11 protein-coding genes and 1 pseudogene are annotated in these 13,756 nt (G+C 55.3%); 5 read left to right on the forward strand and 7 right to left on the reverse strand.

Annotated features, from left to right (window positions below; genetic code table 11):
- Nucleotides 1–295: 295 nt before the first annotated feature.
- The 7 genes and pseudogenes from AB3X89_RS19980 to AB3X89_RS20010 form a co-directional block, all read right to left on the reverse strand.
- Nucleotides 296–1,477, reverse strand: coding sequence for a hypothetical protein (locus AB3X89_RS19980; RefSeq protein WP_368584886.1), 1,182 nt, complete (start codon nucleotides 1,475–1,477; stop codon nucleotides 296–298).
- Nucleotides 1,478–1,783: 306 nt separating this feature from the next.
- Nucleotides 1,784–2,152 (reverse strand): annotated as a pseudogene (locus tag AB3X89_RS19985) (TniQ family protein); the annotation flags it as partial.
- Nucleotides 2,149–3,543, reverse strand: coding sequence for a TniQ family protein (locus AB3X89_RS19990; protein WP_368584800.1), 1,395 nt, complete (start codon nucleotides 3,541–3,543; stop codon nucleotides 2,149–2,151). The gene AB3X89_RS19990 and the pseudogene AB3X89_RS19985, both read right to left, overlap by 4 nt.
- The gene (locus tag AB3X89_RS19995) at nucleotides 3,540–4,505 is read right to left on the reverse strand and encodes a TniB family NTP-binding protein (protein ID WP_368584801.1); all 966 of its coding nucleotides are present in this window, start codon (nucleotides 4,503–4,505) and stop codon (nucleotides 3,540–3,542) included. The genes AB3X89_RS19990 and AB3X89_RS19995 overlap by 4 nt, the downstream gene beginning before the upstream one ends.
- Before the next feature lie 9 nt (nucleotides 4,506–4,514).
- Nucleotides 4,515–6,488, reverse strand: a complete 1,974-nt coding sequence (locus AB3X89_RS20000) for a Mu transposase C-terminal domain-containing protein (RefSeq protein WP_368584802.1) — start codon at nucleotides 6,486–6,488, stop codon at nucleotides 4,515–4,517.
- Nucleotides 6,451–7,170, reverse strand: a complete 720-nt coding sequence (locus tag AB3X89_RS20005) for a TnsA endonuclease N-terminal domain-containing protein (protein ID WP_368584803.1) — start codon at nucleotides 7,168–7,170, stop codon at nucleotides 6,451–6,453. Before AB3X89_RS20005 ends, AB3X89_RS20000 begins: the two co-directional genes overlap by 38 nt.
- 245 nt (nucleotides 7,171–7,415) lie before the next feature.
- Nucleotides 7,416–7,838: a helix-turn-helix domain-containing protein gene (locus tag AB3X89_RS20010; protein WP_368584804.1), complete on the reverse strand. Its 423-nt coding sequence runs from the start codon at nucleotides 7,836–7,838 to the stop codon at nucleotides 7,416–7,418.
- Nucleotides 7,839–8,582: 744 nt separating this feature from the next.
- Between AB3X89_RS20010 and AB3X89_RS20015 the strand changes: the two genes are divergently transcribed.
- From AB3X89_RS20015 to queC, 5 genes are read left to right on the forward strand one after another with little or no spacing between them, the layout of a single operon-like run.
- Nucleotides 8,583–9,506 carry a hypothetical protein gene (locus AB3X89_RS20015; RefSeq protein WP_368584805.1) on the forward strand — a complete coding sequence of 308 codons (924 nt, stop codon included), beginning with the start codon at nucleotides 8,583–8,585 and terminating at the stop codon, nucleotides 9,504–9,506.
- Nucleotides 9,436–10,635, forward strand: a complete 1,200-nt coding sequence (dbpB, locus tag AB3X89_RS20020) for a DGQHR domain-containing protein DpdB (protein WP_368584806.1) — start codon at nucleotides 9,436–9,438, stop codon at nucleotides 10,633–10,635. Before AB3X89_RS20015 ends, dbpB (AB3X89_RS20020) begins: the two co-directional genes overlap by 71 nt.
- Nucleotides 10,632–11,927, forward strand: coding sequence for a tRNA-guanine transglycosylase DpdA (dpdA, locus tag AB3X89_RS20025; protein WP_368584807.1), 1,296 nt, complete (start codon nucleotides 10,632–10,634; stop codon nucleotides 11,925–11,927). The genes dbpB (AB3X89_RS20020) and dpdA overlap by 4 nt, the downstream gene beginning before the upstream one ends.
- The gene (dbpB, locus tag AB3X89_RS20030) at nucleotides 11,924–13,000 is read left to right on the forward strand and encodes a DGQHR domain-containing protein DpdB (RefSeq protein ID WP_368584808.1); all 1,077 of its coding nucleotides are present in this window, start codon (nucleotides 11,924–11,926) and stop codon (nucleotides 12,998–13,000) included. Before dpdA ends, dbpB (AB3X89_RS20030) begins: the two co-directional genes overlap by 4 nt.
- Nucleotides 13,001–13,013: 13 nt before the next feature.
- Nucleotides 13,014–13,718: a 7-cyano-7-deazaguanine synthase QueC gene (queC, locus tag AB3X89_RS20035; RefSeq protein WP_368584809.1), complete on the forward strand. Its 705-nt coding sequence runs from the start codon at nucleotides 13,014–13,016 to the stop codon at nucleotides 13,716–13,718.
- Nucleotides 13,719–13,756 lie beyond the last annotated feature (38 nt).

Here is a 13,756-nt window from a genome sequence, read left to right on the forward strand (position 1 = left end):
CGTGCCGGGAGGGTAGCGGTTGGCGAAGTTCGAGCGCCCGACTCAGACGCCAGTGGCGCCTTTACGGCGAAAATCTACTGGCATCTATACGCCGAAAGACTTGCGGCGCCTAAACGCCGAAAAGTCCTTGGCGCCTTTATGCCGAAAACGGTTTCGGCTCCTTAACGGCGAAAGTTCACAGGCTGATAGCACAACGTCTCCCGTCAGTCGATCTCGACGGACGAATACCTCAGAACATGTGAACTGAAATTCATCGGGCAAAATCACCGCTTGCCCGCGGTCACTGTCTATCACTTTAGCCATCTTCATCGACATCTCCAACAGCGTAACAAAGGTCCTTTACGTCCTCGCGCCGGTAAAAATACTGCCTCGCGCCATCGATCGTTGGGCCACATACAGGCCGAGCGTCGATCATCCCAAGCATCCGCCGTGAACTGGATCGATGCCGACGCGCGATCTCAACTAGCGATACGAAGGCCGCGCGAAAATCGTCTATCGACCGGCGATGCACGTGCCGATACGTCTTCCTGCCATCGTCGACTATCTCACATTGGAGGAGCTTGCGTTCAATCAGTTCATAGACCACCTGTTGCTTCAACTCCAGCAGATTTGCAGCACCATCTACCGACATCGAATCCACGCTTCGTGCACGTTGCTTGTCGATCCAGGCGCGCAAATCCTCCCTCGCGACTACTACGCCGCCAAGTCCGTGCCGCGCAGAAACCCTACCAATCAGGTGAAAGTCCTCTGAGAGCATGGAGCGAACTAGGGTGGGAAACTCTCCTTTTCGTAGCCGCCACGTCCTCAGAACATGTGTCATCTCGACGTCACTGTGTGCGACGGTGCTGACCTCTGGCAAGGATGCGCCGATCTCGGCAATGCGCTCACTATCGGCTCTGGACAGCCACCATGCTGCCGCGCCAGTCACTCCTGGTCGAATCCAGGCTGACACTAATTTTTCGTCTACCAACTCACGAATGCGACGTTTCGCCAAACCTAATAGCTCGGCAACCTGACACAACGACATTTTGTCCGCCGCGTAACTCGTTACTCTATCGACTGCGGTATCAGGAACGATCCAAGTTGTGCGTCCTGACGGGTGTCGCACAACGTTGGCGGAAATGACCCCTGAAACTGCGAGATGACGAATGGCGGCTTCGCCCACGTTCGCCGCTCGGGCAATCTCACCGACCGATTTGCTCGAGTGCTCCGCGACCGTTTCTGGTTTAAGTCGGCGATTGCGCCGCCCGAGTAATCCAAACCAGTTTAGATGTAGATAATCTTCGAATGCTTCACGCAGGAAAGCAAACGCTGGGGCATTCAGTTCGCGATAGAGGACTCTGTACAGCGAACCGAACGCATCGCCGATGTGAGTCGCCGAAGGCACGGCGCTATGCACAGCCGACAGGAAACATTCAAAGTTCGTGGGCCAATCAACAAGCAGATTTGCGGCTCCGGTCGTCAGAGCGATCGACACATGCAGATGATGTGTTCCAGCGACTTGACCGGGACACAGAGTGAGAGGCGCTTGAGCTAGCGATCCAAGGTACTTGACCAAGCGTAGCCAAGACGTGAGGCTTAACGCCGGCTCTGACTCATTAGAGCCACGGCCTCGGATTCCTGCGACACTGAGCATCCGATGCAACTTCAACAAAGATGCAGGCGCAGGCGACAATGCACATTCTGCCAACTTGAAACCGCAGTCGCAAACATGCACCTCCGCACGCACAAAACGCTGTTGACTGTCGCAGTGTGGACATCGATCGTATAGATAGGCGGCATGAGTGACGCATGCACAACATAGTTTGAGTCCCCATTCCCCTCGTAGATGGGGCGACTCGGCAAGGCAGTCCGGACACCACCGCATGAAGTGGTGGTTGAAATCGTCAGGCCGTAATCCTGGCGGAAGAGCATGGCCGCAATCCAAATAATGTGGCAGCGGTCCGAATAACAACCTCCAATCACGCGGACGCAAATTCAGAGCCGCGCTCAGATGTGTAATTGCGCGGCAGTCTCGTCTTTTTAGTGCGCTTGACAACTCGCGCGGACCGTTATAGCCATTCGCTGACGCAACGCGCAATAAATAGCCGATAGCTAACTCGTCTGCGATTGGGCGAGGCCGGACCGGCAACCGAACGCATTCTGAGGTCACGGGTCCGCCTCCAAAGTAATCCGCTCGGCACGTTCAATCAGATCAATCAACAATATTGGCGGAAGCATCATCAGCTTTGTAGCCAATGCCGCAATCAACGTATCCGAATTTCCCTCTGTTGGCCGCATACACATGGCGGTACGCATCATGGAAAACGCTGCCGCGCACCTCTGGACGCCGATGCCAATGTGGGCAATGTCAACGAGCTGATTTACGAGACGCACGACGAGCGCCTCCTTACTCTCTCGGCTGACGGGATGGGTCAACCATATAGAAGCCTGAATCTCGATGTCGCCGCGCGTCCGGAGTAGCGGTTCAAGAGCTCGCCACCATTCCGCAAGTCGTCTCACTCGGGCTGCCCGCTGCTCGTTCGTCAACCGAGGATGGTAGAAAACCAGGATGTTCATTCGGAAGGGCGCTACGAAGTTGGCGATGAGATCGATTGTTGCGCTCTTCAGTGGGTGGATAGCGCCATGGCATAGGCTCATTTTCGCGAGATGATCGAATGCATATTGAATTGGTGAATGTTCGCCAGCTACGACGAAAGTCGACCTATCAGACCTGCAGACGCGCTGGGCTAGCCGTACTAAGGTCCGATGAAAGCCGAAAGGCCATCCGGCGACGAGAGAGCATTCCCACAGATGTGGACGTCGTCGTGCTCGAGAGGCATGCCACGCGCGCAACGAGCTTGAGTGGTGGCCTGGCATGACGACATCGACGACTAGCCGTCGCAAGCCATGGAAGCATTTAAGCAACCTGTAGATGGTGGCCAACTCGAGGGTTGCATTGCTCATGTCACCGCGTGATGGAATGAGATAGCCGACAGGTCTCTGCACGTCGCGCGCTCCACAGATGGCGTTCGCCAGCGCGCGTGCTGCATCTTCGGCCGGCGCAGCCAACATCGTTGCCAGCGGATCGCCGCAACGACATCGCCAATCAAGTTGGAGTTTCGACCACGTAAATCGGCTATGACAGCGCGCACAATAGGTCAACAGCACGCAACTGTGAATTGGGCATGCGGTGACTTGCGGAAGTTCCCACACCCCCAAATGCATGCCATACGCGCCGAGACATGCTGGACAGATCGCGAACTGATCGGCCTTCAATCGTTGCAACAGATGCTCGGCTGGAGTCAATGCGCGAATTTGCGACATAGCGTTGTGCCAAACCTCAGGGTTGAATATATGCTCGTGTCCGACCAGCGCCTTGATCTCTTCGTATACCGATGGATCCACACCCCAAATACTATCGCCATAGATCGAGACGATCCGACGAAAGGTACGCCGCGGCAATAGATGACCGTTTTCGCAGTGAAGCCGGTACACGAAACCAGCCAGACTTTCACCCTGCCGGTAATTCGAACGAACAGGAAAGTTTCCATGTGCGATCATGGCGCGCGCCTCGATCTGGTATTTCCCCCACCGGACAGCGCATGCTCAAATGGCTCGTCGGCCCGATTCAGTCGCCGAAACTGAAAATTCCCGTTAAACGGATTTAACTCACCCACGCCCTCCCACCAGACTTCCGTGGAAAAAGCTTCTTCGAGCACCACCGGCGCAACTTCTGACAGATCTCTCTCCATTGCGATGCGAATCGCACCTGAGAGTAATTTCTTGATGTACGCTACCCGACCGTCGCAAGCGTAGTAGATTCGCTGCGCCATTTCGCTCCAACCGTATGCACCGCTGGATACTGGAATCGGGAAGTTGTCTCCGAGAGATAGGAAGAGTTGCAAGCATTCTGTTTCAACGCTCGTCTCACCATGCTGCCCCATTTGCAGATAACGACGTCGCGAAAATCGACGTCGCACTTGTTCATTCACTTGAAGCAACCGTGCCACACGAGGCAAGCCAAGCAGCACCGTTGGTACATTGATCTCGTCCATCACTGTCTTCAGCCAGTCACCGACCAAATATTGCGTAGGCAGTTTTCCCCTGTCCTGAATGTGTTGTGCCTCATCGAAGAGAAGAAGTTCAACTGACTCCGATCTCGCCAATTTGATCAATCGCGCTGTCTTGGTCGACACGGTGCCAGTCGTAGGAGATGGGTCGCCCAGACGTGCTAGCGTTGCCTCCGTGGCGCTAGCGATCGTAGCCGCGGGAGGAATTGAGACATGCACTACTGGAACAACATCTCGCTCCACCAGCCTGACTCGCGGATATCGAGTCACAAAGTCTCGGCACAGTGTTGTCTTGCCAGTGCCGCTTTCACCAAGCACGAGCAGGTGTTGGGCGATGCCCGTATTGCGATGCAAACGCAAGAGGCTCTCGATCTCATGGAACGCGGCAACGTATGAGGGAAACTGCAGCAGATCCTCGTTGAAGCGCTCCAGAATTGCGTAAACAGTGTCCATGACCCTCGCTCAACGCTTTACTCGAAAGGACACGTAGCGAGCGACCGGCAAATCATCCTTCGTCTTCTCGGGTGCAATCCTTGGCGCCGTGTCGAGTGCTTTCGTGGCGAGCGACGGAATTGAAATCTCCGCACTCGGTTTGGAACTGCTGATGCCACGAATCATCGCTGCCTTGCGTCTGTCACGCTGCTTGCGACTGCTCATCAAGCTCTGCACGGCATTGATTAACTCGTGCTTCGCCCGTTCAAGCGCCGCGCGATCTTCGGTAGTCGCGCCGAATTCGCGCTGACGAGCGCGGATCAGCTCGTTCTGATGCAGGGTAAGGCCTCGCGCATAGCTCTGGTCGATAGCAAGAACAGTGACAGGCATTTGCTCCTGCGGTGCCCAAACATCAATTTCTCCAAGATCTTCAGGGTCGGACAACACACGTACGCGCACGCCCTCGCCGTAGGCGTTGAGGATAGGTTGCAGCCCATCACCGCTGTACCGAATGCCATTCAGCCAGATACCATCCCGCCGCAACGCACGCTCGTCAACTAGGCCAATTCGTCGTCTGAGGTCGCGCAAGTCGGCAGGTAATGTGGGCGTTCGGCGCGATGCACCGTCTTGCCATTTCGCCCAAGGCGTCATTCCGAGCGTTCTGTGAACTTGCTGCGCGTAGACGTCGATCAACCATTTCTCGAAGACTTGCTTGAATTCGGCCAATGTCAGGAGCGCATGCTTCTGCGGATCGTACTCACCACGCAGATGCATCTTGGCGAAACTGGTACCGGGCAACTGATGCGCAAAAAAATAGTTAATCGTCTTCAGGTAGCGCTCGACGACTCCCTTGAAGCGCGGTTGATGCTTCGGACAATACTGAATTCGAATGTCGAGGTCGAAGCAAACGCCCTCCAAGTCCTTGCCGTGGAACTCGAGTCCGTTATCAGCGACAAGCACGTCAGGACGACCATAACACGGCCACCGATGCTCGATTTCTAGGTTCGGCAGCACCTGCGCGACCTGCTCCTTAGGTAGGATCGCATGCCGCAACGCTCCCATAACGGCGACCGTCGACGGAGCGCCGAAACACAAGTGATAGCCGAGCGGCATTCGGCTAAAGTGGTCGAGGATTACGGTTAGAGTGGGCCGCCCCAAGGGCAACCAGGTTTTCTCGTCTATAACGAAGAGGTCCAGCGGTGTGTGGTCAATTTCGGCACGCTCAAGAATGTTCTCAGTCGTAACTCCGGTCCTGACAAGACGCAGACGTTTGTTTGCCGCAGCCGTGCCCGTCCGTAGTTCGATCCGCTCGAATGCATCGACACGAGCGAACAGCCGGTATACCGTTCTTAAGGCCGGGCGTTTAAGCTGCTGGGCCGCGACTCGCTGGCGATTCTCGATCTCGATCTTGACAGCCAGTCGGGCGTAAACGTTCTGCACTGTGGCCAGTGGCGATGAGGCAAATGCTTCTTCTACCGCTTCAGACACGAGTCGGAGAATATCCGCGTCTTGCTTTAGATTGCGACATCCTCGTCGATCCGTGCGTGGGACAAGCGCCCGCGTATCTTGATGTAACCGATATCGGGAGTACCACCGATAAAGTGTCGTGACGCTTGGGGGGTGCGCGTCGCCGATTTTGGCCGCTACTTCAGCGATGAACGGCCGCATGACCGTTGTCGTAAATACAATGCCTTCACTATCCAACAACGCCTGCACGTACAGCCAGCGGCGTGTGGTTTCAGTTTGAACGCGCGCTGGTAACTCGACCAATGGGCGCGAATAAATCGGCGGCGTTCGGGAGCTTGATGCAATCACATGGGGTCGCGTCCGAGACACTCGTCCTTGGACGTACTCCGATAGCAGGTGATCGCACGTCGCCAACACAACGTGACCGTCACGGATACGCTCAAGAACAACGTCTCCGTTAGGTTGCATGCGATCGATACGAAAGCTGACCCCGTCCCAATCAAATGCCATGCCCTTGGTCAATGCAAAACCATGCATCGTCTTCCTCCATCAGATACAGCAGCGTGTTGGCCGTAAGTGGCCGGTCAATGTCGCAACGAAGCAGGCCAGCAATCAAGAGGCTGAACGGGTCGATGCATCGTTCTCCAAGGAGATGAACACCGGATGCAATAGACATCGGAAAATGGTGTCGGAATCGTTCAAGAGCTGCCTGACAGGCACCCGTCGAAGGTGGCACACGCGGCGCTTGATGGTAGATTCGGCGCAAGTTCGATTGGCGTGGCTCCTGTCGTAAGGTGCCGTCATCGAGAACAACAAATTCTTTGACTGAGCGGTGGAGATGCTGAGCGACACAATAAAGCTTGTGCCGGACTTCGTCGTGCTCCAAGCCAAACTTCGACTTCACTTCGACTAGGACATTTTCCCCGGCAGTCAACGTCAGCTCAAAGTCGGGGGTATAGCGGCGCAAACGCGCACCGTCCGGGTAGCAGAAAGTGATTGGCTGTTCCCGGTAGCTCGCGATACGCGATGACATCTCGAATAGGTAGATTGCGTCGAGTTCAAGCAGACCTTCGTGATGAACCATGCGGCCGTTCTTGCGACTCGGGAACTTGCCGCGCACGATTCCGCCGGACGGACGGATGATCTGCCGCGCGCGATCATGAATCTGCCCGTCCGGTAGCTGCCCTCGCCATGTGCCTTGCCATGCTTTTGCAGACATGGGTTATCCCCCCGTCGTATCAACAAACCCTCAGGCTTGGCTAATACGACGTCCGTTCCAGATCCATATGCCCGCGCGTGGACATACGAACATCCGCGCTCGGTGGTTTTGACACCTGCGTTGTCCATACGAGGGGTGGAAGGGCTTGACGCCACTTGAGGCAGTGACGATACTGGAGGTGCGAACTCTGCGGGTATCGTTAGGTGCCTGCAACCAGCGGGGCAAGCCGAAAGGTTTGTCCCGTTTTACATTCTGACCTCCTCACGTCGACGCCTTTTAATACGCCGTACTGGAACGGGCTCAGGATCAACAAACGACCCTTTCAATTCGAGCGCGTCACGAATCATCTTGATTTGCACGGGGTGCAGCTCATTTACCTGTTCGCGCAACTCCTTGAGCATCCAATACACGTCTTGAGGGGAGTCAGCGTTCACAGCCAACTTCCGCTGCGAGGCCTCGGCGACGCAACGAACCTCTGCCCGTTCCGCTTGACTCATGTCAAGCGCGACGACGAGCCTTTCGATGAATTCGGGAGTGGGCGGCCCCTTAGCTCCTATCTCAAGCGCAGAAATGTAACTCTGCTCGTACCCCAGCAACTCCGCCAGTTCAGACTGACGAATCTCGTGCCGCATGCGTAGTTCATGCAGGTAGTGAGAAAAGGGGCTCATCTCGACTCGTGGTAGGCAAATAGATCACCACCAGCGTAGATAGCCACCGCGGGTATGTCAAGCCCGCGATACCATCTAAGTCATTGATCCAAAAGAAGATTTCTGGATTACCAAAACCCGCACCTTGGCGTCCAATTAAGTGGAAAATCGGTTTCGATACAACGGTTAGCACGAAAACAACGAGCCTGAGCGATAGCGCTGAATCTTCGAAGGCGCCGCGAGATTACGAAAAAATTACTTGAAACCACCTCATCAGGGTCCTGTCCTGCGCGCTGTTTTGATGACCCCAGATGCCTCTATCCCCCCGCTTCCCTCTACTAGTAGGCTTACCCGTCTTGCCCAAAACGAACGAATCCTTAAGCCTACATGGGCGCTGTTAGACGAGGGGATTGGGTCAGCCTGCAAATCAGCCATCAATAAATAGTTCTTGACTATTTGAACAATCTGTTGATAGTCAAAAGGCAACGCAACAAGAACGGGGATGCTCTTTTGCGAAGAAGGACCGTGGGCGCGTTTCACCATCGGCCAGCCTGTTCAGAAGGTGCGCAGGGTTGTCTTATCCGCCGAATACCGCGCCCGAAACAGTTCGGTGCGCTGTTGTGCCCGAACTCAAAACCAACTTGAAGTGAGGTAATTGGCCGCGCCACTGGAAGTCTGTCGCGACAAGTGCGAAACTATCGAAATCTTTAGCGTGCAGTTTTTGGGGGTAAAATTACGATCGTGCGCGCAGTTATGACACGTAGAGTGATCATCGTTACCAACTGCACCAACAGAAAGCGTGTCGGTGACGACACCGTTACCCTGACCGCTGCCGACATGAACGGGTCGCTGTCATCGGTCGCAGCACGCTGGGGCAAGGCGATCAGAAAAGTGCGCCCCTCAAAAGAGGCCCAAGATATCTACATGGGCCGCGCTTTTTCCGAGGCAAGGCAGGTCGCCGCCTCGCTGGGCGGAACTCTGTACATCGTCTCTGCGGGACTTGGCGTTGTTGGTGCTACGGAGGCGATCCCGTCGTACAACCTGACCGTTGCCGAAGGTGACAACTCGCTGAAGCCCCTGCTCACTCATCTGGGCAAAAGGCCGAGTGACTGGTGGACGGCGTTGACAACGGAACTGGGGCAGCAACGCTCAGTTCGCGCATTGCTCGAAAGCAATGCGGACGCCCTCGCGCTCTTCGCACTCCCTGGAAGCTACATCGCCCTAATTGCGGAAGACTTGGCGTCCCTGACGCAGCGGCAGCTTAGTAGAGTTCGAATCATCACGTCCGATCACGGACGGACTCTTGTGCCCGAGCATGCTCGCCATGTCGCACTGCCTTACGATGAACGCCTGGAGGGCTCGTCATATGTCGGCACGCGTACTGATTTTCCCCAGCGTGCGCTGCGCCATTTCATTGAGGTGCTGACCGGACACGAACTCTCTGTTGACGACGCAAGGGCATCTGTATCGGCAGCGATGCTCGCACTAAAGAAGCCGGTCATTCCGCTAAGAGAACGCAAAACTGACAGTGAAATTCTGACTCTTCTGCGTAAAAACTGGGATCGGTTTGACGGCGCATCAGCACGATTGCTCAGGTATCTGCGCGACGAGGCATTAGTTGCCTGCGAACAATCGCGGTTCCGCAATCTCTGGTGCCGTCTCCAACAAGATCTGGCAAACGAGGGCTAATGGCGCTATGGCGAGAAAAGAGATCGTGGTACGCGCGCTGCGAACGACTCAAGGCGCAGAACTGGATGTTTTTGCTTTTTTCATTCAGGGCTCAGACATCATCAAGGTCGCGGACATCTCGCGGGTGGAGCGCGATGAGTCTGACGAGCTGAAAGGCTTTCAGCGTCCAGAAATTCGCTCCCATGTGAAAGGAATTGTCGACTATTTAAATCAAGGGAATGTGCTATTCCCGAACGCGATCATCTTAGCCATGTCGCCCGCAGTGCACTTCGCTGCAGCTCGTGGTACGAAGCCAACTGGCGACCAGGGAATTGCGCAAGCGGGAACCCTGACGATCCCTGTCTACGACGAAGGCCAACGGGTTGCCTGGATTGTCGACGGACAGCAGCGATCACTTGCCTTAGCGCAGACGGGAAGCAAGAGCATTCCCGTGCCGGTCGTCGGATTTGTATCCGATAGTCTGGAAATCCAGCGTGAGCAGTTCATTCTGGTCAATAAGGCGAAGCCGCTTCCCACCCGGTTGATCAACGAACTGCTGCCTGAGACTCGCAGTATATTGCTGCCTCGCGAACTGAGTGTGCGCAAGGTTCCGTCGGAGATCTGTAACCTGCTCAATCGTGATCCCGAATCTCCATTTCACAAGCTGATCAAGCGGATTTCGGAGAAGGGCAGCAGTACCAGCGTGATCACCGATACGGCGGTTATCGCCATGATTCGGAATAGCATGAACAACCCACTGGGCGCGCTCGCTCCCTATAAGTCAAGTGGTCGGGATGGCGTAGACGTTGAAGGTATGTATCACGTCCTCTTAACTTACTGGTCAGCAGTGCGTGACGTATTCCCGGAGGCGTGGGGTGTGGATCCGCGAAGCAGTCGCTTGATGCACTCAGCAGGTATCGAAGCAATGGGCGTGCTTATGGACCGGATCTACGCCCGTCTGTCAGGACTTGGCGAGGACTACAAGACGGTACGCAAGGAGCTTGAAAAGATGGCGCCTGCCTGCCGCTGGACCAACGGCACCTGGGAGTCGCTGGGTCTTGCCTGGAACGAAATCCAGAACACACATCGCGATATCAGAAAGTTGCAGGACGCACTGGTCCGAGCTTATACGAGCACCATGAAACAATGAAATTTCTCTATTCCGATACCCAGGACTATGTTGATCCGGGGTACGACTTCATAAACGATGTAAATGCACCCGGTCGGCGTCGCTACTGGGATGACATGTATGCGCACGAACTCATGACGCCATCGCCGTACGACGGACTGCTCGTATCCATGAGTGCCGTCCGGCAGGCGGCTGGTGTTGCCAACTCGAAAGTGCGATATACGACGGCCGAAGAGCAGCGAATGCTGCGAGATGGTGTTCGTAAGTTTCTGCGTTACGGCGGTCCAAAGTTTAAGAACGCGATGGTCCTCGGCGACTGTGGCGCATTTGCTTATGCCAATAGCAAAACTCCAGCCTATCCGCCACAGGAGGTCGTTGAGTTCTACTCGGATGCGGGTTTCACCCACGGCGTGTCACCTGACCACATCATTTTCGACTGCCTGACGGACAACCCGCCGGCCAGCGCAATGGCACCCGGAGTTGTTGAGCGCTTTGACATCACGCTAGCAAACGCCGAGGAATTTTTGCACCTGACGGATGCAGAGGATTATCCGTTCGAGCCGCTTGGGGCCGTCCAAGGTTGGTCGCCTGCGAGCATGGCCGATGCCGCCGTCCGACTGGAAAAGATGGGGTATCGCTACCTGGCGATCGGAGGTCTCGTTCCGTTGAAGGTTGATGTCATCAAGCAGGTTCTTCACGCGCTGCGTAATGCGATAAAGCCGGAAACGAATATACATCTGCTTGGGTTTGCCAAAGCCGACACCATCCATCAGTTCACGAATTTCGGCATTACTAGCTTTGATTCCACATCTCCGCTCATCCGGGCGTTCAAGGATGCGAAGGCAAATTACTACATGGAGTCACCCAAAGGGGGGCTGGACTATTACGCGGCCGTCCGCATTCCGCAGGCTATCGAGAACCCACGTCTCATGCAGGGTATCAAGCGCGGTATTTTTAGTGCTGAGGATCTTCAGAAGCGGGAGCAGAGAGCACTGGCCGCGCTGCGCAAGTTTGATGGCGGTGGAGGAAAGGCGACCGCTGCACTTGATGCCGTCATGGACTATCAGCGGTTCCTGACACTTGGCGACGGGCTCACAATTGAAAAACATGAGAAAGAACTCCTGAAGATGCGAGCGCTCGTTGAGCGCACGCTCCACGAGGCACCGTGGAAACGCTGTCGCTGCTCAATCTGCCGCAGTGCGGGAGTCGACGTCATCATTTTTCGTTCAAGCAATCGAAACAAGCGCCGAGGTTTTCATAACCTCGGGGTCTATCACAAACACTTGCAACGTACTCTGGAGAATCATCTGTGAGCATCTACCGATTCAAGGCAATTCGTGCATCACAGGCCCCGGAGCACGATGTCTTTACATTTGCTGCAACCCCTGAGCAGATCTGGGGATTTGCAGAAATTGAACGCGTCGGCCGGGAGGAGAACGGCCAGTTGCGTGGTTTCCAGCGCCACCAGATCGCCACGCATATCAAGGAGATTCGAGATTATCTGCGGCGTGAAGACGCACTCCTGCCGAATGCACTCATTGTCGCCTTCATTGGTGGCGTCAAGGTGAAGGACAAGGGCGATGGCGTTGTAGACATTGAGATTAGAGTTGGCGACGGCAAACCCGGCTTTGTTGTTGACGGCCAGCAGCGACTGAGCGCGTTGTCGGGCATCACGAAGCCGGGCTTCCAGGTGTTCGTCTCCGCTCTTATCTGCAAAGACTACAACGAACTGCGGCAACAATTTGTCCTGGTCAACAATACCCGTCCGCTGCCCAAGACGCTGATTTATGAGTTGCTGCCAAACGTCGAGGGGTTGCCGGAGCGCTTTACGGCACGCAAATTTGCTGCACGCATTGTTGACCGCCTGAACTTTACGCGTGGTTCTGCGCTATATGGTGAGATTCGTCAGCATACGAACCCGAAGGGAGTTCTGAGCGATACCGCCATGCAGAAGCTCGTGATGAACTCCGCCTCCGACGGCGCTATTCGCGAGTTCATCAAGGACGGCGATTTTGAGGATCGTGCATACGAATTCGTAAACGCCTTCTTCGAGGCAGTTGTCACGGTCTTTGGAAGCGAATGGGTCGGCATGAGTCCCAAGACATCACGTCTGCGTCACGGTGCCGGTGTCGTGGCCATGGGATTCGTGATGGAGTTTCTCTATTCCAGTGAGGGTGCGACGACTCGAGCGGAGTTTGAGCATGGTCTCAACCTGCTGAAGGAATACACCGCATGGACGAGCGGTCAATGGAAACTTGCACCGTACGACGAGCGTCCGTGGAATGGCATTCAGAACACGCCGAGCGATATCGACCTACTGACGAATTATCTCGTTCGCTCCATGAAGCGTGCGCTGCGCAAACCGCGGCAGGTTGCTAACTCGTAAGCAAGGTGCACTAATGAAAACTCACGCATTGGTTCTTTTCTCTGGCGGCCAAGACTCGACCACCTGTCTCGCATGGGCGCTTGACCGCTACCAGCACGTCGAAACCATCGGATTCGACTATGGACAGCGGCATGCTGTCGAACTCGAATGTCGGCAAACAGTATTGACGAGTTTGCGCGAACAGTTTCCTGCGTGGGCACGCAAACTCGGCGACGACCATATGCTTGATCTCTCTATTCTTGGGCAGATCAGCGACACGGCACTCACCGCTGGCAAAGCCATTGAGATGCAGAACAATGGATTGCCAAATACATTCGTTCCGGGTAGAAACCTGCTGTTTTTTACGCTGGCCGCCGCCGTGGCGTATCGACGGGGTCTGCAAGTGCTGGTCGGTGGCATGTGTGAAACCGACTATTCAGGTTATCCAGATTGCCGGGACAGCACACTCAAGGCGCTTCAAGTAGCCATCGCACTGGGTATGGACCAGCCACTTGTCATCGAGACCCCTTTGATGTGGATCGACAAAGCGCGGACTTGGCTAATGGCATCACAACTGGGTGGAACGCGATTGGTCGACTTGATTCTGGATGAAACCCACACCTGCTATGTTGGTGACCACACGACTCGACATCAGTGGGGGTATGGATGCGGTACATGTCCTGCGTGTGAACTGAGACAGAGAGGGTATGAAACCTTCGTGTCGGCGACCTCAGTGTAATCGCATGCGCCACTAAGACTTCCGACGAACTTGCCTGC

Source organism: Paraburkholderia sp. BR14320, assembly GCF_040948665.1.
Classification (GTDB): Bacteria; Pseudomonadota; Gammaproteobacteria; order Burkholderiales; family Burkholderiaceae; genus Paraburkholderia; species Paraburkholderia youngii.

Excerpts from the sequence above, each read along its gene's own strand:
- AB3X89_RS19990 (WP_368584800.1), bottom strand. The coding sequence starts at position 3,543 with ATGATCGCACATGGAAACTTTCCTGTTCGTTCGAATTACCGGCAGGGT.
- AB3X89_RS19995 (WP_368584801.1), bottom strand. The coding sequence starts at position 4,505 with ATGGACACTGTTTACGCAATTCTGGAGCGCTTCAACGAGGATCTGCTG.
- AB3X89_RS20000 (WP_368584802.1), bottom strand. The coding sequence starts at position 6,488 with ATGCATGGTTTTGCATTGACCAAGGGCATGGCATTTGATTGGGACGGG.
- AB3X89_RS20005 (WP_368584803.1), bottom strand. The coding sequence starts at position 7,170 with ATGTCTGCAAAAGCATGGCAAGGCACATGGCGAGGGCAGCTACCGGAC.
- AB3X89_RS20010 (WP_368584804.1), bottom strand. The coding sequence starts at position 7,838 with ATGAGCCCCTTTTCTCACTACCTGCATGAACTACGCATGCGGCACGAG.
- dpdA (WP_368584807.1), top strand. The coding sequence starts at position 10,632 with ATGAAATTTCTCTATTCCGATACCCAGGACTATGTTGATCCGGGGTAC.
- queC (WP_368584809.1), top strand. The coding sequence starts at position 13,014 with ATGAAAACTCACGCATTGGTTCTTTTCTCTGGCGGCCAAGACTCGACC.